The organism is Bradyrhizobium canariense (genome assembly GCF_018130465.1).
Classification (GTDB): Bacteria; Pseudomonadota; Alphaproteobacteria; order Rhizobiales; family Xanthobacteraceae; genus Bradyrhizobium; species Bradyrhizobium canariense_C.
The window spans coordinates 67,045-86,310 of record NZ_JAFCKJ010000004.1; the positions used below are offsets into that span (position 1 = coordinate 67,045).

General features: G+C 66.0%; 18 protein-coding genes. 8 read left to right on the plus strand and 10 right to left on the minus strand.

The genetic code is table 11. The features are described from left to right. Nucleotides 1-8: 8 nt before the first annotated feature. The 3 genes from JQ591_RS13590 to JQ591_RS13600 all read right to left on the minus strand — a co-directional run bounded on the left by JQ591_RS13590 (nt 9) and on the right by JQ591_RS13600 (nt 4,382). A complete protein-coding gene (locus JQ591_RS13590) occupies nt 9-2,330 on the minus strand; it encodes a xanthine dehydrogenase family protein molybdopterin-binding subunit (RefSeq protein WP_211396520.1) in 2,322 nt (773 codons plus the stop codon). Between the two features lie 146 nt (nt 2,331-2,476). Then, nucleotides 2,477-3,352 (minus strand): dihydrodipicolinate synthase family protein, encoded by an 876-nt coding sequence (locus JQ591_RS13595; RefSeq protein WP_211396521.1) that lies wholly within the window; start codon nt 3,350-3,352, stop codon nt 2,477-2,479. 64 nt (nt 3,353-3,416) lie between these two features. Further along, nucleotides 3,417-4,382 (minus strand): VOC family protein, encoded by a 966-nt coding sequence (locus JQ591_RS13600; protein WP_211396522.1) that lies wholly within the window; start codon nt 4,380-4,382, stop codon nt 3,417-3,419. A 231-nt stretch (nt 4,383-4,613) separates the two neighbouring features. Here JQ591_RS13600 and JQ591_RS13605 point away from each other — a divergent pair, with 231 nt between their 5' ends. Both JQ591_RS13605 and JQ591_RS13610 read left to right on the plus strand, forming a co-directional pair. Continuing rightward, complete coding sequence (locus JQ591_RS13605) at nt 4,614-5,480, plus strand: S1C family serine protease (protein ID WP_211396523.1); 867 nt, start codon at nt 4,614-4,616, stop codon at nt 5,478-5,480. Beyond that, a complete protein-coding gene (locus JQ591_RS13610) occupies nt 5,477-5,848 on the plus strand; it encodes a response regulator transcription factor (protein ID WP_211396524.1) in 372 nt (123 codons plus the stop codon). The genes JQ591_RS13605 and JQ591_RS13610 overlap by 4 nt, the downstream gene beginning before the upstream one ends. On the opposite strand, the gene JQ591_RS13615 is transcribed toward JQ591_RS13610, so the two are convergent. The 4 genes from JQ591_RS13615 to JQ591_RS13630 form a co-directional block, all read right to left on the minus strand. Beyond that, nucleotides 5,845-6,918 (minus strand): sensor histidine kinase, encoded by a 1,074-nt coding sequence (locus JQ591_RS13615; RefSeq protein WP_211396525.1) that lies wholly within the window; start codon nt 6,916-6,918, stop codon nt 5,845-5,847. The genes JQ591_RS13610 and JQ591_RS13615 overlap by 4 nt on opposite strands. Continuing rightward, nucleotides 6,905-7,597 carry a response regulator transcription factor gene (locus JQ591_RS13620; RefSeq protein WP_211396526.1) on the minus strand — a complete coding sequence of 231 codons (693 nt, stop codon included), beginning with the start codon at nt 7,595-7,597 and terminating at the stop codon, nt 6,905-6,907. The genes JQ591_RS13615 and JQ591_RS13620 overlap by 14 nt, the downstream gene beginning before the upstream one ends. A 97-nt stretch (nt 7,598-7,694) precedes the next feature. Continuing rightward, nucleotides 7,695-8,147, minus strand: coding sequence for a hypothetical protein (locus JQ591_RS13625; RefSeq protein ID WP_211396527.1), 453 nt, complete (start codon nt 8,145-8,147; stop codon nt 7,695-7,697). Nucleotides 8,148-8,461: 314 nt separating this feature from the next. Further along, a complete protein-coding gene (locus tag JQ591_RS13630) occupies nt 8,462-10,795 on the minus strand; it encodes a Tex family protein (RefSeq protein ID WP_211396528.1) in 2,334 nt (777 codons plus the stop codon). A 400-nt stretch (nt 10,796-11,195) separates the two neighbouring features. Here JQ591_RS13630 and JQ591_RS13635 point away from each other — a divergent pair, with 400 nt between their 5' ends. Then, entirely contained in the window at nt 11,196-12,308 is a 1,113-nt protein-coding gene (locus JQ591_RS13635; RefSeq protein WP_211396529.1) for a ring-opening amidohydrolase, read from the plus strand. A gap of 160 nt (nt 12,309-12,468) precedes the next feature. After that, nucleotides 12,469-13,938 (plus strand): amidase, encoded by a 1,470-nt coding sequence (locus JQ591_RS13640; RefSeq protein WP_211396530.1) that lies wholly within the window; start codon nt 12,469-12,471, stop codon nt 13,936-13,938. A 181-nt stretch (nt 13,939-14,119) separates the two neighbouring features. On the opposite strand, the gene JQ591_RS13645 is transcribed toward JQ591_RS13640, so the two are convergent. Next, nucleotides 14,120-14,437, minus strand: a complete 318-nt coding sequence (locus JQ591_RS13645; protein ID WP_211396531.1) for a hypothetical protein — start codon at nt 14,435-14,437, stop codon at nt 14,120-14,122. A 150-nt stretch (nt 14,438-14,587) separates the two neighbouring features. Here JQ591_RS13645 and JQ591_RS13650 point away from each other — a divergent pair, with 150 nt between their 5' ends. The 4 genes from JQ591_RS13650 to JQ591_RS13665 all read left to right on the plus strand — a co-directional run bounded on the left by JQ591_RS13650 (nt 14,588) and on the right by JQ591_RS13665 (nt 16,809). After that, complete coding sequence (locus JQ591_RS13650; protein ID WP_211396532.1) at nt 14,588-15,496, plus strand: PaaI family thioesterase; 909 nt, start codon at nt 14,588-14,590, stop codon at nt 15,494-15,496. 153 nt (nt 15,497-15,649) lie between these two features. After that, nucleotides 15,650-15,952, plus strand: a complete 303-nt coding sequence (locus tag JQ591_RS13655) for a PilZ domain-containing protein (protein ID WP_211396533.1) — start codon at nt 15,650-15,652, stop codon at nt 15,950-15,952. A 3-nt stretch (nt 15,953-15,955) separates the two neighbouring features. Then, nucleotides 15,956-16,315, plus strand: a complete 360-nt coding sequence (locus JQ591_RS13660; RefSeq protein ID WP_211396534.1) for a hypothetical protein — start codon at nt 15,956-15,958, stop codon at nt 16,313-16,315. A 128-nt stretch (nt 16,316-16,443) separates the two neighbouring features. Then, nucleotides 16,444-16,809 (plus strand): hypothetical protein, encoded by a 366-nt coding sequence (locus tag JQ591_RS13665; RefSeq protein ID WP_211396535.1) that lies wholly within the window; start codon nt 16,444-16,446, stop codon nt 16,807-16,809. On the opposite strand, the gene poxB is transcribed toward JQ591_RS13665, so the two are convergent. Both poxB and JQ591_RS13675 read right to left on the minus strand, forming a co-directional pair. After that, entirely contained in the window at nt 16,806-18,542 is a 1,737-nt protein-coding gene (poxB, locus tag JQ591_RS13670; RefSeq protein WP_211396536.1) for a ubiquinone-dependent pyruvate dehydrogenase, read from the minus strand. The two genes, JQ591_RS13665 and poxB, sit on opposite strands and share 4 nt — an antisense overlap. Before the next feature lie 80 nt (nt 18,543-18,622). Next, nucleotides 18,623-19,255, minus strand: coding sequence for a 2-dehydro-3-deoxy-6-phosphogalactonate aldolase (locus JQ591_RS13675; RefSeq protein ID WP_211396537.1), 633 nt, complete (start codon nt 19,253-19,255; stop codon nt 18,623-18,625). Nucleotides 19,256-19,266 lie beyond the last annotated feature (11 nt).

A 19,266-nucleotide genomic window follows, 5' to 3' on the forward strand; every position in this document is an offset into this window, starting at 1 on the left:
GCCTACAACTAACCCACCTTCGCGTCCCTGATCGCCTGCCAGATCTTCTGCGGCGTCAGGGGCGTGTTGAGCTGGGTGATGCCGAGCTCGGCGAGCGCATCCATCACGCCGTTGGTGACGCAGGGCGGCCCGCCGATGGCGCCGGATTCACCGCAGCCCTTGGCGCCGAGCGGATTGGTGCGGCAGGGCGCGGAATCGTCGAGCGTCACCACGATCGGCGGAACGTCGTCCGCACGCGGGATGCAGTAGTCCTGGTAGCTCGCGGTGAGCAGCTGGCCGTCGGCATCATAGGACACGCCCTCATACAGCGCCTGGCCGATACCCTGCGCGACGCCGCCATGGATCTGCCCCGTCACCAGCATCGGGTTCACGGCGACACCGACGTCGTCGACCGTGGTGTAACGCACGACCTTGGACACGCCGGTCTCGGGGTCGATCTCGACCTCGCAGATATGCGTGCCGTTCGGCCAGCTGGGACCGTCGACCTCGCCTTCGGAATCGACGCTGAGTTGTGCGCCGCTCTCCTTCTCGGCAATATCGAACAGGCTGATGCGGCGATCCGTGCCGACCACGGTGAGCATGCCGCCCTCGTATTCGATGTCCTCGATCGAGGTCTCCAGCACGTTTGCCGCCTTCTCGCGCGCCTTCTGGATCAGATCGTTGGAGGAGACCGCGACCGCCGTGCCGCCGACGAACAGCGAACGCGATCCTACGCTGCCAAAGCCCGTCGCCAGATCAGTGTCGCCCTGGACCACGTCGATCTTGTCCATGGTAATGCCGAGCGTGTCGGAGATCATCTGGGTGTAGGTGGTCTGCAACCCCTGCCCCATTGCCATGGTGCCGGAATGCAGGACGACGCGGCCCTGTGAGGTCGCGTGCAGGCTGACCTTCTCGGTGTGGGCGCGGCCACCAGTCCATTCGATATAGGAGGTGAGCCCGCGGCCGTACAGCAGGCCCTTCTTCTTCGCCGCCTTCTTGCGCGCGGCAAAGCCGTCCCAGTCCGCAAGCTTCACGGCGCGGTCAAGCATGTGCGCGAAGGCGCCGGAATCGTAAACCTGCCCCGCCGCATTCGTGTAGGGCAGTTGCGCCGGCTTGATGTAGTTGGCTTTCCGGATCGCGCGCGGATCCATGCCGATTTTTCGCGCGGCAGCGTCGAACAGGCGCTCGACGATGAACACGGCCTCTGGGCGGCCGGCACCGCGATAGGCACCGACTGGCGCGGTGTGGGTCATTACCGACTTCACCTCGAAATGCACCAGCGGCAGGTCGTAGACGCCGGTCTGCACGAACGGCCCCAGCACCAGCGGAATGATATTAGCGGCACCCGAGGAATAGGCGCCGGTGCAGCCGATCGAGCTGACGCGATAGGCCAGCACCTTTCCCTTCTCGTCGAGCGCGAAAGAGGCGGTCGAGGTGAGATCGCGGCCGTGGGTGCCGCCGACGAATTCGTCGGTGCGGTCGCCGCGCCAGCGGATCTTCCTGTTCAGCTTGGTTGCGGCGTAGGCGACGATGCCGTCCTCGGGATAGAGGTTGGTCTTCTGGCCAAAGCCGCCGCCGATATCGCCGACCAGCACGCGAACGCTGTCCTTCGGACGCTTCAGCACGGCCTCGGCCAGCACGTCACGGGTCGAGGCGGGCGTCTGCGATTGCACATGCAGCAGAAGGCGGCCGGACGTCTTGTCGATCTCGGCAATGGTCGAGCGCGGCTCCATGGCCGACGGCACGAGACGCTGGCTGACGAGATCGAGCTCGACGGTATGCGCCGCCTTGGCAAAAGCCTCGTCCACCTTGGCGGCATCGCCATAGCTCATCGCGCCGACGATGTTGTCGGGCGCCTCCGGCCACACCACGGGCGCGCCGGGCTGGACCGCCTTGACGGGATCGACCACCGCCGGCTGCACGTCATATTCGACGACGATCGCTTCGGCCGCGCTCTGCGCGTCGGCGCGCGAGGAGGCCACCACGGCGGCCACGGCCTCGCCCGCGTAGCGCACGATTTCGTGGGCGAGCAGGCGGCGCGGCGGCACCGTCATCGGCTTGCCGTCGGGGCGCTTGAAGATGCTCAAAGTCGGGATGACGCCGATGTCGTCCTTGACGAGGTCGGCGCCGGTGTAGACCGCGGTCACGCCGGGCATCGCGGTGGCGGCGCCGGTGTCGATCGAGACGATCTTCGCGTGGGCATGCGGCGAGCGCAGCAGGTACAACCACAGCGCGCCATCTTCCGGCTTGTCGTCGATGAACTGCCCCTTCCCGGTGAGCAGCCGCTGATCTTCCAAACGCTTGACGGGCTGCCCCGTTCCGAAACGCAAATTGCCGGGAAGAATGTTCATTCCGTGGGGTCCTCGAGGTCTCTTGAAATGCGGGCTGCCTTTTAGCGGATCGGGACAGGCGAGACCAGCCGCGGTTTTGGGCGGCCGGACCATGGATTCGTCATGTCGGGCATAGGCGAGCGGAAGCGAAGCCGTCCTATGGGCGGCTAGGCAAGCTCCCGCAAGGCCGCTTCCACGACCTTGCGCGCATCGGCGGTGAGAGCGGCCTGCGGCGGGACGGGATCGCCGACGTCGTAGCCCTGGATGGCCAATCCGGCCTTGATGCAGGCCGCCAGGTTGAAGCGCGCGAAGGCCTCGTTGATGCGCCACAGCCGGCGTTGGAGCGCCATCGCCTCGTCCCAGCGGCCGGCCTTGCAGAGGTCGTAGAGCGCGACGCTCTGGCGCGGGATGATGCAGGCAGGGCCCGCCATCCAGCCGAGCCCGCCGATCAGCATCACGGCGGCCGGGATGTGGGCGGAGGCCGAGAACACCCGCAAGGCATCGCCGCAGCGGTTCATGATCGAGAGCAGCCGGCCGGTGTTGGTCGAGGCGTCCTTGATGTAGCCGATGCGCGGATGTTCGGCGAGCCGCGCGATGATGTCGAGGGTCAGATCCGAGCGCTGGAATTGCGGATTGGTGTAGATGACGACGGGGATGTCCACGGCATCCGCGATGGCGCGGAAATAGGATTCGACCTGGGCATCGGCAAGCGGGAAATACGCTTCCAGGATCGCCAGAATGCCGTCGGCGCCGAGCTTTTGATACGCCTTGGCCTGCGCCACCGCGTCTGCCGTCGAGGTGGAGGCGACGCCCGCGACGACAGGCACACGTCCCTTTGCCGCCTCGATCGTGGTCTGCACGACCGCGGTGCGTTGGGCGGCATTGAGATAGGCGAACTCGCCGGTCGAACCGAGCGGGGTCAGACCGTGGACGCCGGCGCCGATCAGATCGTCGCAGAGCTTTGCGAGCACGTTCGTCCGCACCACGCCGTCGGGATCGACGGGCGAGACGAGATAGGGGAAGACGCCGCGAAAATCGGACATGTCAGGTGTGAATCCCGGAAACTGGCCAGCGCCTGACCGGTATTACCAACGCTCGCGCCGGCGATCAAACCCTGATCAGCCGCACCCGCGTGCCCCAGGGATCGATCGCCTCGACGCCATTGGCAAGCGCCGTGACTTTCGCGCCGCCCTTGCGCAAGCGCTCGTCCTGCGCGGCAAGCAGTTCCGGCTTCTCCGTCACCAACGAGAACCAGGCGAGCCCCGTAGCCTGATCGTCGCGCTGGCCGGCGCCCTGGCTCTGCCAGACGTTCATGCCGAGGTGATGGTGATAGCGCCCCGACGACAGGAACGCGGCGCCGCCGCGGCGGCGGGTCGGGTCGAGGCCGACCGTGCCGTGGTAGAAATTCTCCGCCTGTGCGAGATCGCCGACACGCAGATGCATGTGGCCGATGCGCAAGCCGTCCGGCGCCCTCGCATAGTCGGCAACGCGCGTATTGGTCAGCGACAGCAGGTCTGGAATGTTGAGCTCGTCGGAGGCCATCTTCACGCTGCCCTCGCTCCACTGCCATTGCGAGGGATCGCGGTCGGCATAGACCTCGATGCCATTGCCTTCGGGGTCGTCGAGATAGACCGACTCGCTGACGAGGTGATCGGCAAAGCCCGACAGCGGCACCCGATGCGAGGCCGCGTGCACCAGCCAGCGCGCGAGGTCCTTGCGCGTCGGCATCAGGAAGGCGGTGTGGTAGAGGCCGGCGGCGTTGCGCGGCTCTATCTCGGCATTGGGACGGGCCTCCAGCACGAGCAACGTGATGCCGGCCGTGCCGAGGCTGACAGCAGTTGCCGAGCGTTCCATCACGGTGAGCCCGATGACGTCGCGGTAGTAGTCCGCAACCTTGTCGAGATTTTTCACCCGGAGCGTCACCATGCCGACCCGCATCGGCGTGCGGCTGGCATAGGTCGGCCCGCCGCCCTGCGGCGTGCCCTCCGCGCGCGCCGCGCCCGCAGCCGCCATTGCGAGCGAGGTGGCGCCGGCGAGTTGAAGCAGGGTGCGGCGGGTGAGGTCGATGGTCATCGGTCAGGCTCGCTGAAAAACGCTTGAGGCCGTGTGGCGCAAAGATCGGGCCGATTGCTACACGTTCCCGTGAGCGGCTCCCAATCACATGTTCGTCGGCCGTGGTCTTACGGACCAGCTTTCCCGGTCGGTTTTTCCTGGTCACTTTCCTTGTCACTTTCCTGGCCATCCGGCCAGTTTCACAATTGGCCGCGACATCCCAGATTGGGGGCAGCTTACAGGAGCCCGCCCATGACCGACCCAACTCCTCTGTCCTCGCTGTCGTCCGCGCTCGCGGACGTGGTGGCGCGCACCGCGCCTTCCGTCGTCGCCGTACATTCGCATCGCTCCCGCGCCACCGGCTTCGTCTGGAAACCCGGCCTGATCGTCACCGCCGACGAGGCGCTGGCCGACGAGGGGGAAGTCGAGATCGGCCTCCCCGACGGCAGCACCGCGGCCGCCACGATCGCAGGCCGCGACCATACGACGGATATCGCACTGCTGCGCGCCGATACGGCGATGACCCCGGTCAAGCTGGCCGCAACGGTGCCGCCCCTCGGCGCGTTGTCGGTCGTCGTCGCCACCAACCGCGATACGCCGAGCGCCGCGCTCGGCATGGTGTCGCTGTCCGGCAAGAGCTGGCGCTCCTTGCGCGGCGGCGACATCGACGCGCGGATCGAGCTCGACATCCGCTTGCGCACCAGCCAGCAGGGCGGCCTCGCACTCGATGCATCGGGCGAAGCCTTCGGCATGGCCGTGCTTGGCCCGAGGCGTGTGCTGGTGATCCCGACGGCGACGATCGAGCGGGTCGCGGCACAGCTCGAGACGCGCGGCCGCATTGCGCGCGGATATCTCGGCCTCGGGCTCCAGCCGGTCCGGCTCGACGACGGCGTCGGCGCGATGGTGATGAATGTCGACAAGGACGGCCCTTCGGCCGCGGCCGGCATCCGCCAGGGCGACGTCATCGTGGCGGTCAACGACCAGAAACTGTCCGGCGTACGTGCACTGTCGCGGACACTGGGTCCGGCGAGCGTGGGCGCGGTGGTCGATGTCGCGGCGCGCCGCGGCGGCGAGCCGGTCAGCTTCAAGGTCACGATCGGCGAGAGGCCGGCGGCGTGAGCGCGGACATCGCGCCCGAGATCGTGCTGGCTTTGGAGATCGACGATCCTGCCCTCGCCGATCGCCTGGCGGCTCTGCTCGGCAATATCGCCGGGCTTCGTCTCGCCGACCCCGGCGAGAAGGCCGCGGCGGCGATTGTCAGCCGCGATCCGCGCATCAGACCTGCGGACATCGCGCTGACGCAGCGCGAGCTCGACGTGCTGGCGCTGATGGCGGAAGGTGGCTCCAACAAGATGATCGCGCGTCAGCTCAACATCTCCGTGCACACCGTGAAATTCCACGTCGGCTCGCTGCTCGACAAGCTCGATGCCACCGGCCGCACCGATGCGGTGGCTCATGCGGCACGCCGCGGCGTGATCGAACTCTAGGGCGGGTGCGGCGGGAAGCTGAGTTGGACCGTCAGGCCCGGCGCGTTGTCGTGCAGGGCAATCTCGGCGCCATGGAGGCGAGCGACCGCGGCGACCAGGCTTAAGCCAAGGCCGTTACCCGGGGTGTAGCGGCTCTGCTCGAGCCGGTAGAAGCGCTTGAACACGTGATCGCGCTGATCTGCCGGAATGCCCGGACCGTCGTCGACGATCGCGATCACTGCCCCCTCATTGGCGCTGCGGCAAGTGACGGTCACCTGCCCGCCTTTGCAGCCGTGCTTGATCGCGTTGTCGACGAGATTGGCGATGGCGTCGAACAGGAGGTCGCGATCGCCCGTGATCGCCACCTCGCGGTCGCCGCCCAGGCTGAGCCGCGTCGCGACCTGTTCGGCGGCGGCATCGTAGAGCTCGACGACCTCGCCGGCGACCTCGGCGAGATTGAGCGTGCGAAACGCGCTGCGGCGGGCGCGGGTCTCGATCTCCGAGATGCGGGTGATGGAGGCGAACATGCCGAGCACGGCGTCGAGATCGGCGATGGTGTCGCCGATCAGCGCCGCGTCGGCCTCGCCGCTGCGAGGAGCGTGATAGGCCTTTTCCAGCCGGCCCCGCATCCGCGTCAGCGGCGTGCGCAGATCATGGGCGACGTTGTCGCTGACCTGCTTGACCTCGCCCATCAGTGTCTCGATGCGGTCGAGCATCTGGTTGAGGTTTTCGGCGACGCGGTCCCACTCGTCGTGACTGCCGCGCAGGGGAATGCGTTGGTCGAGGCCGGACATCATGATGGCGCGACTGGTGGCGTTGATCTCCTCGATTCGCCCGACCGTGCGGCGCGTCACCAGCACCGCGGCGAGCCCCGCGAGCACCAACATCAGCACGGCGACAGCGGCCATTGCGAGCTCGATCGTGCCCGTGAAGCCGTCGTGGTCGCCGACAGTGCCGAGCCGGCTCTGCACATAGGCGATCGTGCCGAAATAGACATAGGTCATGATCGCCGCGACGATCAGCCCGAACGCCGCGATCGCGATCAGCGCCAGGCGGAAGGTCGAGGAGCGGAGCGTTTTAGCCAGGAGCACGGAGACAATATCCGATGCCGCGGATGGTGTGGATCAGCGGATAGGCCTGGGCATCATCGACCTTGCGACGGACGCGCCCGACATAGACGTCGATGATGTTGGTGGAGGGATCGAAATGGAGATCCCAGACATGCTGGAGCAGCATCGCACGCGAGACGACGCGGCCCTCGTTGCGGACGAGATATTCGAGCAGCTGGAATTCCCGCGGCAACAGCGGAATCTTCCGGCCGCGGCGGCTCGCGCTGCGCGCGATCAGGTCGATGGCGAGATCGCCGACCCGCAGGATCGTCTCCTTGGCGACGGTGTCGCTGCGCCGGCCGAGCGCCTCCAGCCGCGCCAGCAATTCGGTGAAAGAGAACGGCTTGACGAGATAATCGTCGCCGCCGGCGCGCAAGCCCCGCACGCGGTCGTCGACCTCGCCGAGTGCGGAGATGATCAGGAACGGCGCGGCGATGCCGTCGTCGCGCAACTGGCGCATCACGGTGATGCCGTCGATATCGGGCAGCATGCGGTCGATGGTGATCACGGCATAGTCGCGCGCGGCGCCGTGGCTGAGGGCTTCGCGCCCCGTGGCGGCGAGATCGACGTCGTAGCCAGAGGTCGTCAGCTCCTCGACGAGCTGGCCTGCGGTTTCCGCATCGTCCTCGACGACCAGGATACGGCGGTGACCTCCGGTCATGACAAACTCCGCGCGACGATCGCCACCAGACTATCCCGTTCCGGGGCTGAGCGGAACCGCCCGATGACGATCGCGACAATGGTGCGGTACGGCGATGCTAGTACCAACTGTCTCCGCACACATTGACCCATTGCCACCCATAGGGCGTCAAGCTCCTGCGCCAGCAGCCGTCATTGTAGCCGGCATAGTAATAGGGCGCGCCGAAGACGGCGAAACGACGGAAATGATGGTGATGGACGAAAGCGTGATGGCCGTGCCAGCCGGCGCCGGCAAAGCGTGGCCCGATCGCCGCATGCGCGAAGCGTGCACCGCCGAACCCTGGTCCGCCAACATGGGCGAAGCGCGCACCGCCCATCCCACCGGCAAAACCGCCAGCATGCATGCCACCGCCGAAATGCCCGCCACCGCCAAAGCCGCCATGGCCGCCACCGCCGAAACCACTACCATGGCCGCCGCCCCCACCTCCACCTCGGGCGAGAACGGGCGAAGCGAGCGCCATCGCTGCCGCGATCGTCACCGCGGTGAAGCCTTTAAGAAGCCTGTTGTCCATTGAAGCATCCTCCGTGCTGCGCGGCGATATTGCTGCCGCGCGAGGAGGATCAGATGAGGAGAAGGCGCAGTCTCCTTCAACTTACAAATGCGCCAGATTCTGACGCCGGAGTTAGGGAGGCGTCCCTCACGCTCTCCTCGTCATTGCGAGGAGCCCTTGCGACGAAGCAATCCAGGCTGTCCGGGCGGAAGCAGTCTGGATTGCTTCGCTGCGCTCGCAATGACGACGTGGATTGAACTCTGCAGATGTCGAGCAGCTCAACGCGCAGAGACTCTCCGACCTCTCCCCGCTGAAGAGCGGGGAGAGGTTAAGGACTACGCCCGCTTGCCGCCGTTCTTCTCGGCCGCGCGGCGCAGCGCTTCGGCGAGGGCTCCACCGCCGGAGGATTCCTGCTTGCGCGGAGCCGACGAGGTCATGCGGGAGGGGTTGCGCGAGCTGTTATCGCGCTGCATGCCGGGCGCTTCCTTGGCGCCGACCTCGTCGTCGAGGCGCAATGTCAGCGAGATGCGCTTGCGGGCGACCTCGAAGTCCAGCACCTTCACCTTGACGATGTCGCCGGGCTTCACCACCTCGCGCGGATCCTTGATGTAGGTCTTGGACATCGCCGAGATGTGCACGAGGCCGTCCTGGTGCACGCCGATGTCGACGAAGGCGCCGAAGGCGGCGACGTTGGTCACGGTGCCTTCGAGGATCATGCCCTTCTTGAGGTGCTTGATCTCCTCGACGCCCTCCATGAACACCGCGGCCTTGAACGCCGGGCGCGGGTCGCGACCGGGCTTCTCGAGCTCGCGCAGGATGTCGGTGACGGTCGGCAGGCCGAACGTCTCGTCGACGAAATCCTTCGGCTTCAGCGTACGCACGATGTCGCTGCTGCCGATCAGCGCCTTGATGTCGCTCTTGGTGGCGCTGAGAATCCGGCGCACCACCGGATAGGCTTCTGGATGCACGCCGGAGGCGTCGAGCGGGTCCTCGCCGCCGACGATGCGCAGGAAGCCCGCGCACTGCTCGAACGCCTTGGGTCCGAGCCGCGGCACCTCCTTCAACGCCTTGCGCGACTTGAACGGACCGTTGGCGTCGCGGTGTGCCACGATGCTCGAGGCGAGGCCGGAGCCGACGCCCGACACGCGCGCAAGCAGCGGAGCGGAAGCGGTGTTGACGTCGACGCCGACCGCGTTCACGCAGTCTTCGACCACGGCATCGAGCGATTTGGCGAGCTTGGCCTGGCCGAGGTCGTGCTGGTACTGGCCGACGCCGATCGCCTTGGGCTCGATCTTGACCAGCTCGGCGAGCGGATCCTGGAGACGGCGGGCGATCGAGACCGCGCCGCGCAGGGTGACGTCAAGGCCCGGCAATTCCTCCGAGGCAAAAGCCGAGGCCGAATAGACCGACGCGCCGGCTTCCGACACCACGATCTTGGTCATCTTCAGCTCGGCCAGGCCCTTGACGAGGTCGGCCGCGAGCTTGTCGGTCTCGCGCGAGGCGGTGCCGTTGCCGATCGCGATCAGCTCGACGCGATGTTTCAGCGCGAGCTTGCCGAGGATCGCAAGCGCCTCGTTCCACTGCCGCTGGGGCTCGTGCGGGTAGATCACGGCGGTATCGACCACCTTGCCGGTCGCGTCGGTGACGGCGACCTTGACGCCGGTGCGGAAGCCGGGATCGAGCCCCATGGTGACGCGGGTGCCGGCGGGCGCGGCCAGCAGGAGGTCGCGCAAGTTGGAGGCGAACACGCGCACGGCCTCGGTCTCGGCCGCATTCCACAGCCGCATCCGCAGGTCGATGTTGAGATGCACCTGGATCTTGGTGCGCCAGGCCCAGCGCACGGTGTCGATCATCCAGCGGTCGCCGGCGCGCTTGAGGTCGGCGATGCCGAACCGCTTCATGATCTTCAGCTCATAGGCACTCGGCACGCCCGGGGGCGATGCTTCGGCTTCGGCCTGAATCTGGAGATCGAGGATCTCTTCCTTCTCGCCGCGGAACATCGCGAGGATGCGGTGCGAGGGCAGCTTCGTCAGCGGCTCGGAGAACTCGAAATAGTCGGCAAACTTTTCGCCCTCGGTTTTCTTGCCGTCGCGCACCTTGGAGGCCATGCGCGCATTGGTCCACACCTCCTCGCGCAGGCTCCCGATCAGGTCGGCGTCTTCGTCGAAACGCTCGACCAGGATGGCGCGGGCGCCGTCGAGTGCCGCAGCGGCATCGGCAACGCCCTTGTCGGCATTGACGAAGGCTTCGGCTACGACCTTCGGATCGTTGGTGGGCTCGGCCATGAGCTGATTGGCGAGCGGCTCCAGGCCGGCTTCCTTGGCGATCTCCGCCTTGGTGCGGCGCTTTGGCTTGAACGGCAGATAGATGTCTTCGAGGCGCGCCTTGCTGTCGGCGGCAAGAATGGAGGCTTCCAGCGCGGCATCGAGCTTGCCCTGCTCGCGAACCGATTCGAGGATGGCCTTGCGGCGGTCCTCGAGCTCGCGCAGGTAACCCAGGCGCTCCTCCAGGGTGCGCAGTTGCGCGTCGTCGAGCGCACCGGTCGCTTCCTTGCGGTAGCGGGCGATGAAGGGAACCGTGGCGCCGCCGTCGAGCAGCGCCACTGTCGCCTCGACCTGCTCCGCCCGAACCCCAAGCTCCTGCGCAATTTTCTGGTTGATATTTGCCACGCGAGAACCCCTCTATCCAAGCACGCATCGCGGAGGCGAACCACCGGCTGCGGGACGCCGCTTATGGACCAATCGGGGTTGATTCATCAAGGTGCGGCAGACGACCGTCGACAAGGGATTTTTTGTTGATGCGATGCGATCTCGCCACAATCGTGGGGGCGACGCAGAGGGCGCACATATTCCGCCGTCGTCCTGGCGAAAGCCAGGACCCATACCGCGTGATTCATCGATTGTGGGCGGTAGGCATACCGAACGACGAGCCTTCGCCAAACTGCTCCCTGGGGTAATGGGTCCTGGCGTTCGCCAGGACGACGATGGGGATTGCTCGACACCTTGACAGGCGCCTCGGTTCAGCGGCTGTTTTGTCCGCCGGGCTCCTGAACTCCATGTGAGGACTATAATGCGGACGACATCGGTCGGCGTCATCAGGATCGCCACCAGGGGCCCCGGCGACGTCTCTGGGCTCATGAGCATAATCGACTCCGGGGCGATCGATCCGACATCCATCCTGGCGATCCTCGGCAAGACCGAAGGCAATGGCGGCGTCAACGACTTTACCCGGGAATATGCCGTTGCCGCACTGTGCACGGCGCTGGCGCCGCGGCTCGGCCTGTCGCCGCAGGAGGTCGAGCAACGCATCGCTTTCGTGATGTCCGGCGGCACCGAGGGCGTGCTCAGCCCGCACATCACCGTGTTCACGCGCCGGGACGTTCTGCAGCGCCCGGCAGGCATCTCCGGCAAGCGCCTGAGCATCGGCATGGCGCACACGCGGGATTTTCTCCCTGAAGAGCTCGGCCGCTCCGCGCAGATCACGGAGACAGCCGACGCCGTGAAGGCCGCGATGGAGGATGCCGGCATCGCCGATCCCGCCGACGTCCACTTCGTGCAGATCAAGTGCCCGCTGCTCACCAGTGATCGCGTCGCGGCGGCAAACGCGCGCGGCAACAAGACGGCGACGACCAGCTCTTACAGCTCGATGGCCTATTCGCGCGGCGCTTCCGCGCTCGGGGTTGCGGTCGCGCTCGGCGAGATCGCGACCGACATACGCGACGAGGACGTGCTGCGACGCTACGATCTGTTCTCGAAGGTCGCCTCGACCTCGTCCGGAATCGAGCTGATGCACAACGTCGTCATCGTGCTCGGCAACACGATGTCCTCGACGAGCGAATTCGAGATCGGGCATGCCGTGATGAGCGATGCGATCGACGCCGCCGCGGTGCTTGCGGCGCTGGAGAGCGTTGGGCTCCGTGCCGCGCCGCAGACGACGACCGGCCGCGAGCTCGTCAACATCTTCGCCAAAGCCGAGGCCTCGCCTGATGGCAGCGTGCGCGGCTTCCGCCACACCATGCTGGAAGACACCGATATCAGCTCGACACGCCACGCCCGGGCTGCCGTTGGCGGCTTGATTGCCGGTCTCGCAGGCACCGGCGCGGTCTATGTCTCCGGCGGCGCCGAGCACCAGGGCCCCGCCGGCGGTGGGCCGGTTGCGGTGATCGCAAAGCTCTCGAATTGATGCGTGCGCATGCAATGCGGGCTTGCAAACGGCGGCTTACAAACGACGGCTTGCAAACGACCTCTCCATCCGGCGCAACCCTGCCCTTCGCGCCGCCTCAGTTGATTAAAGTGTTCCTGTGCGAAACTAAGATGGCGCCGCACGAAGAGGTTTGAATCGCATGACTTTCCCGATGAGCTGGAACGAATGGGCGCAGCACGATGGCGTGGGGCTGGCGGCGCGCGTCCGCAAGGGCGAACTCACGGCGAAGGAGTTGGCGCGCCAGGCCGCTGCGGGCGTCGCCAAGGTCAATCCGGCACTGTCCGGCGTGGTCGAGTTGTTCGATGACGCGATCGCCGATCCGGCCAAGGACGGCGCCAATCTCGCCGGCCCGTTCGCCGGCCTGCCCTTCCTGATGAAGGACCTCGGCCCGACCATGAAGGGCCGGCTCCAGGAGATGGGCTCGCTGTTGATGCGCGGCAATCGCGCCAGCGCCGACACGTTCCTGACCGGTAAATTCCGCCAGGCCGGACTGAACCTGATCGGACGCACCACGACGCCGGAATTCGGCGTATGCAGCTCGGCCGACAATCCGGCCGTCTATGTCACCCGCAATCCCTGGGATACCGACTACACCACCTGCGGCTCGTCGGCCGGCAGCGCCGCAATGGTCGCGGCGGGCGTGGTGCCGATCGCACATGCGACCGACGGCGGCGGCTCGATCCGCATTCCCGCCGGGGTCAACGGCAATATCGGCCTGAAAGTCTCGCGCGGCGTGTTCTCGCTCGCGCCGCACATGTCCGATCTCACCGGCCTCGTCTCGATCCAGGGCTGCCAGTCGCGCTCGGTGCGCGACACCGCCGCCTTCGTCGATCATGCAAGGGGGGCGGCGCCCGGCGAGTTCATGCCGTTCTGGACCACGGCGCAGCCTTATTCCGAGATGATCAAGCGCGATCCGTCAAAGCTTCGCATCGCGCTGTCGCACACCTGGGGCGACTACACCGCGACGCCTGAGATCGCGGCCGAGCTGGAGAAGGCCGGGCGCTTCCTCGAAGGCCTCGGCCATCACGTCGACTACGCCCTGCCCGAGCTCGACTTCCGCGCCGCGTTCGAGGCGCAGACCACCTGCTACATCTCGAATTTTGCCGTGGTGATCTCCAACATGCTCGCCGCGCGCGGGCTGGAACGGCCGCCGGAAGATCTCATCGAGCCCATGAACATCCGGATTTGGGAAGCCGGCCGGCACACGAGCTTCGCCGAGCGGGCGAAGATGCAAGGCGTGTTCAACACGACCTCCCGCGCCTTTGGCGCCTTCTTCGAGCAGTGGGACGTGATCCTGACGCCGATCACCGCACTGCCGACGCCGAAGGTCGGCACCAGGGAATATCTCACCATCTCCGATAACCCGGACGTGCTCGACTGGTTCGGCAATCTCTGGCGCTTCTTCGCCTTCACGCCGCTCGCCAATCTCTGCGGCATGCCGGCGATCTCGATGCCGATGGCCACGCAGGACCACGGCCTGCCGCTCGGCATCCAGGCGATTGCCAAGCAGGCCAATGACGGACTCTTGCTGCAACTCGCCGCCCAGATCGAGCGCGCGCTCGACGGCAAGTGGAACGGCGGCAGGAAGCCGAAGGTGCACGTCGGCTGAAGGAACGCAATCTGCGTCCGACAATCGAGGTGCTTGCGGCCATCCTTCGAGACGCCCGCCTTTGGCGGGCTCCTCAGGATGAGGTGTTGTTTCGCGGCGAGATCCTTGACCCTCATGGTGAGGAGCGCCGCCTTCCGGCGCGTCTCGAACCATGAAGGCCCGTGTGATCACGCTGTGGCGATCAGTTCTTCACCGTCGGAATTTCCTCCGTCGGCTGCTGCTGGCCCTGCCGATACATCGACAGCGCCTTTTCGAGCGCTTCACGCAGAGCCAGCGCGGCGGCCACGCTGCAACGCAGGTGCGCGGTCTGGACGACGTCGACCCTGACGGCGGCGCCGACCGGCATCAGGAGGTTCGCGGCGAGCTCGATCTGGATCGCACCGTTGTGGTGGCCGAAGCAGGATGCACCGTCGAAATAGATGATCGGTGCCCGCTCCGAACTCGAGCTCGAAATGATGACGGGCCCCTGGCTGGTGGCGGGCGTTTCGGGGTCGGCCATGGGCACTCCTTGCGGCTAGTCGGGCGAACGAGGCGCCCACCATCGTTGCTTCGGCCCGCCCTGTCGAGGCCAAACCGGCCCCGGCACTCCTGTCATGGGACGCGTATTCGGGGTTTTGCGCCACGCCCGACACTGGTCTAGAACGTCGTCATGTCCAGCTCACCGACCACACTTTCGTTCGAGGAACTCGCCGAGGCGATCAAGGGCCGCCGCTCCGATTACGGCCATATCAGCGGACTCCAGCTCGACCGCTTTGCACCTGGCGAGGCCTGGTCCAGCCTGCCCTACCGGCCCGTCTTCGTCGGCGACACCGAGACCGGCGTGCTGCATGGCGGGGTCGTCACCGCGATGCTGGACGAGAGCTGCGGCATGGCCGTGCAACTCGCGCTCGACGGCACGAGCGCGATCGCGACGCTCGATCTGCGTATCGACTATCAGAAGCCGGCAACGCCGGGCCTCGACATCAAGGCGCATTCGGTCTGCTACCGCACCACGCGCTCGATCGCCTTCGTGCGCTCCACCGCCTATCAGGAGTCCGAGGACGATCCGGTGGCGACCGCGACCGCCTGCTTCATGATCGGCGCCAACCGCACCAACATGCTCGCGGACCGCAGGATGGATTCACCCAGCATCCCGTCGCTGGAGGCGCCGGACGATCCGAATGGCCCGTTCGCCAGCAGTCCGTTCGCGCGCTGCCTCGGCATTCGCGTCAACGACGACGACACACTGACAATGCCGTTCTCGCCAAAGATCATCGGCAATCCGATCCTGCCCGCGATTCATGGCGGCATGACCGGCGCCTTTCTCGAGACCGCCGCGATCTTCGGAGTGGCGCGCGAGCTCGGCGTCGCTGCACTGCCCAAGCCGATCGGATTAACCGTCAACTATCTGCGCTCGGGCCGCGCGCTCGACACGTTCGCCAATGTCTCGATCGTGAAGCAGGGCCGGCGCATCGTCGCTTTCGAGGCGCGGGCCTGGCAGGACGATGCGAACAAGCCGATCGCCACCGCCTTCGGTCATTTCATGCTGCGGCCGACGCCCGGCATGGAACAGGACTAGGCCCGGATATCGCGATGACGCGATACAAGGCCATGATGCCACACTGACAATGCTCGGTAGATTCCCGGAGGTGCCGAAAACCGATAGTCCCTTTCACCAGCGCTTAAGTAGCGACCCTTTATGATCGCCTTTGATCAACGGGCAGTGCGGCACATGAGCATGCAGGACAAGCGCCGCCGGAAACGGGTCGCGTTTGATAATGGGTATGACACTACCCTCATCGCGATCGACGGAACTTGGTCGCTCAATGCACGGGTGCATGATATCTCAGACAGCGGCGCCAAACTCCGCATCGGTGGCGAAATGCCTGAGCGCGCGCGCAAAGAAGAGTTCTTCCTCATGATCACGCCGGACGGAAAAGTTTCCAGACGGGCCAAGATTGTCTGGATAGACGGCTGCCATGTCGGGATTCTTTTTGTGGCCGTGTCGCCCTCGCCGTCTCGCAAGAACAGTTGAATCATGCCGACCGATCTGGGGCACGCAGCCGCGAACTTCTCTGCTCGCTCCTCGAAACGCGACGCCGCGACCGACGGCGCAAGGATTGCGTTACTCGCGGAATCCGTTGATGCGGTCATTTCCGGACTGATCGCCGAGCGGACCGGTTTGGTTCGGCGGGTGAAGCGACTTCTGGATGAACCCGAAACTCTCGCGAAATGGGGCTCTGCCACCAACGTGCAGCCATCCAAGTCCGAGTTCGAACGTGTCGAGAACCGGCTCCGATTGCTCGACCTGCAGCTCTCGGAATGCCGGCGCATCGAGGGTGCAATCTCGAATTTGCGCGCCCTGACAGGTGGCACGAGGCTAGCCGCAGGTGTATGAGGCACCAACAGGCCTGCGGGCCGGGTAACGCCGCGCGGATCGATACGCCCGGTCTTCGCCACATTGGGACTTGACGGGTGACACGCGCGCCTACAACGATACCGCGGTTTCCACGCGAGGTACCGTCCGTGCGGCATCCGATCGACATCGTCGCCATGTTCGCCGCGCTCTGGCTGCTGGCAGCGATGGTGCTCGACGCGCTGACGCCGAAGGAGCTGACGACGGTGATGATCGGCATCGCCATCGGACCCGCCGTCGTCATCACCGCCGTGTTCTACTATCTGCGCTGCCCGCGCACCGATTTCGCGGTGATGTTCGCCGCGCTCTGGCTGATCTCCGACATCGCCATCGCCTTCATCTCCCCGAAAGAACTGCCGCACTGGCTGATTGCGCTCGGCTTCGTCCCGGCTCTGCTGATCGGCATCGTGCTGCACTGGCAGCGCTTCCAGCACCGCCACGAGCGACTGCCCGCGCCGTCGGCGAAGCGGGGCTAGCGCGATAGCAGATTGGTCTTGGCGAGATCGAGCACCTCGTCGCCGCGGCCGTTCATCACGGCGCGCAAGACCCAGAGGCTGAAGCCTTTGATCTGCTCGGGCGTGATGGTCGGCGGCATCGACAGCTCCTGCTTCGCGGTGACGACGTCGAGCAGCGCCGGCCCGTCGTGCGCCAGCATGTCCTTCACCGCCCCCGGAAGCTCGCCGGGATCCTCGACGCGCCGCGCGAAGATGCCCATCGCGCGCGCCATCGCCGCGAAGTCAGGATTCTCCAGATCGACATTGGTGTCGACGAAACCGGCCGCCTTCATCTCCAGTGCGACGAAGCCGAGCACGCCGTTGTTGAAGATGACGACCTTCACCGGCAGCTTCATCTGCGTCAGCGTGATCAGATCGCCCATCAGCATGGTGAAGCCGCCGTCGCCCGAGAGCGAGATCACCTGGCGGCCGGGCTGCGCAGCCTGCGCGCCGATCGCCTGCGGCATGGCGTTGGCCATCGAGCCGTGCACGAACGAGCCGATCAGCCGGCGGCGGCCGTTCATGTCGAGATAGCGCGCGGCCCACACCGTCGGCGTGCCGACATCGGCGGTGAACACCGCATCATCGCTGGCATGGTCACTGATGACTTTCGCCAGATATTGCGGATGGATCGGCTTGGCTCCCGGCGTGCCCCTGGCGAGCGAGTCGAGCCCTTCGCGTGCTTTTTTGTAGTGCGCGATCGCGTCGTCGAGATGCTTGCGCTGCGTCTTGGCCTTGAGCAGCGGCAGTAGCGCCTCGATGGTGAGCTTGACGTCGCCAACGAGGCCGAGATCGATCTTGCAGCGCCGCCCGAGATTTTCGGGGCGAATGTCGATCTGCGCGACCTGGCAATCGGTCGGGAAGAACTGCTTGTAGGGAAAGTCAGTACCGAGCATCACGAGCGCGTCGCAGGCGTGCATGGCGGCATAGCCCGAGGAGAAGCCGATGAAGCCGGTCATGCCGACGTCGTAGGGATTTTCGTATTCGACATGCTCCTTGCCGCCCAGCGCATGCACGATCGGGCTCTTCAAGGCTTCCGCGAGCTGCATCAACGGCGCATGCGCGCCGGCGCAGCCGCGACCGCAGAACAAGGTGATGCGCTCGGCGCCGTTCAAGAGGTCCGCGAGCGCCTTCAGTTCATCGGTCCGCGGCACGATTTTCGGCGCCGACAGCGTAAGGCCACGCGCCGTCGACAGCGCGCGCTTGGGTGGGCTACGGAAAGCGACGTCGCCGGGCATGGCGACGACGGCAACGCCGCGCATGCCGACCGCCGCGCGGATGGCATTTTCCAGCACGTAGGGAAGCTGACTCGGATCGGAGACCATCTCACAATAATGGCTGCACTCGCGGAACAGGTTTTGCGGATGGGTCTCCTGGAAATAGCCGCTGCCGATCTCCGCGGTCGGGATTTGCGCGGCGATCGCCAGCACGGGAACACGGCTGCGATGTGCGTCGAACAGGCCGTTGATCAGATGCAGGTTGCCGGGACCACACGAGCCCGCGCATACCGCAAGGCTGCCCGTCATCTCCGCTTCCCCGGCAGCGGCGAAGGCCGCAACCTCCTCGTGCCGGACATGGATCCATTCGATCGTGCCGCGCCGCCGCAGCGCTTCGGTCAGCGCATTCAGGCTGTCGCCCACGATGCCGTAGATGCGCTTGACGCCGGCCTGTTCGAGTGTTGCCACGAACAGATCGGCCACGTTGTTGATCGCCATGTCGGTCTCCTGGTCTCGCTGCTGCACCAAGATAGGATAACGCGCGACCGTGACGGCATCACGGCTTGTTTATTGCGGGCTCAGTCTTTCGCAATCGCCCGATCGTAGGCCGCGATCGTCAACTTTGCGCGAGCGGCAACGTCCGTTGCCGTCATGCCGGGCTTGTAGAGGCTGGAGCCGAGCCCGAACGCCGTCACGCCACCCGTGATATACTCCGCAAAATTCTGGTCGGAGACGCCGCCGACGGCGGCGATCGTCACGTTCGCGGGCAGCACGGCACGGATCGCAGCAATGCCGGACGCGCCGAGCACACTGGCCGGAAAGAACTTCAAGCCCGATGCGCCGGAGCGCGCGGCGAGCAGCGCCTCGGTCGGCGAGAACACGCCCGGCAACGTGACCATGGCGTATTGGTGCGCACGCGTGAGCACCTGCGTATCCACATTCGGCGAGACCATCAGCTTGCCGCCGACGTCGTTGAGGCGATCGACATCTGCGGTGGCCAGCACGGTGCCGGCTCCGATCAGTACGCCGACCGGCGCGAGCTTGACGGCGGAGGCGATGGAGCGGAACGGATCGGGCGAGTTCAAGGGGATCTCGATCGCGGTCATGCCGGCCTCGATCAGCACGCCGACGATGGCCTCGGCTTCCTCCGGCTTGATGCCGCGCAGGATCGCGACCAGTGGTCGCTTCATCGCCGGAAAGGGAACGCTCATCTCAACAGTCC

Bases quoted from the DNA above. Each gene is read 5' to 3' on its own strand.
- JQ591_RS13590 (WP_211396520.1), bottom strand. From the start codon at position 2,330: ATGAACATTCTTCCCGGCAATTTGCGTTTCGGAACGGGGCAGCCCGTC.
- JQ591_RS13595 (WP_211396521.1), bottom strand. From the start codon at position 3,352: ATGTCCGATTTTCGCGGCGTCTTCCCCTATCTCGTCTCGCCCGTCGAT.
- JQ591_RS13600 (WP_211396522.1), bottom strand. From the start codon at position 4,382: ATGACCATCGACCTCACCCGCCGCACCCTGCTTCAACTCGCCGGCGCC.
- JQ591_RS13605 (WP_211396523.1), top strand. From the start codon at position 4,614: ATGACCGACCCAACTCCTCTGTCCTCGCTGTCGTCCGCGCTCGCGGAC.
- JQ591_RS13620 (WP_211396526.1), bottom strand. From the start codon at position 7,597: ATGACCGGAGGTCACCGCCGTATCCTGGTCGTCGAGGACGATGCGGAA.
- JQ591_RS13625 (WP_211396527.1), bottom strand. From the start codon at position 8,147: ATGGACAACAGGCTTCTTAAAGGCTTCACCGCGGTGACGATCGCGGCA.
- JQ591_RS13635 (WP_211396529.1), top strand. From the start codon at position 11,196: ATGCGGACGACATCGGTCGGCGTCATCAGGATCGCCACCAGGGGCCCC.
- JQ591_RS13640 (WP_211396530.1), top strand. From the start codon at position 12,469: ATGACTTTCCCGATGAGCTGGAACGAATGGGCGCAGCACGATGGCGTG.
- JQ591_RS13645 (WP_211396531.1), bottom strand. From the start codon at position 14,437: ATGGCCGACCCCGAAACGCCCGCCACCAGCCAGGGGCCCGTCATCATT.
- JQ591_RS13650 (WP_211396532.1), top strand. From the start codon at position 14,588: ATGTCCAGCTCACCGACCACACTTTCGTTCGAGGAACTCGCCGAGGCG.
- JQ591_RS13655 (WP_211396533.1), top strand. From the start codon at position 15,650: ATGAGCATGCAGGACAAGCGCCGCCGGAAACGGGTCGCGTTTGATAAT.
- JQ591_RS13660 (WP_211396534.1), top strand. From the start codon at position 15,956: ATGCCGACCGATCTGGGGCACGCAGCCGCGAACTTCTCTGCTCGCTCC.
- poxB (WP_211396536.1), bottom strand. From the start codon at position 18,542: ATGGCGATCAACAACGTGGCCGATCTGTTCGTGGCAACACTCGAACAG.
- JQ591_RS13675 (WP_211396537.1), bottom strand. From the start codon at position 19,255: ATGAGCGTTCCCTTTCCGGCGATGAAGCGACCACTGGTCGCGATCCTG.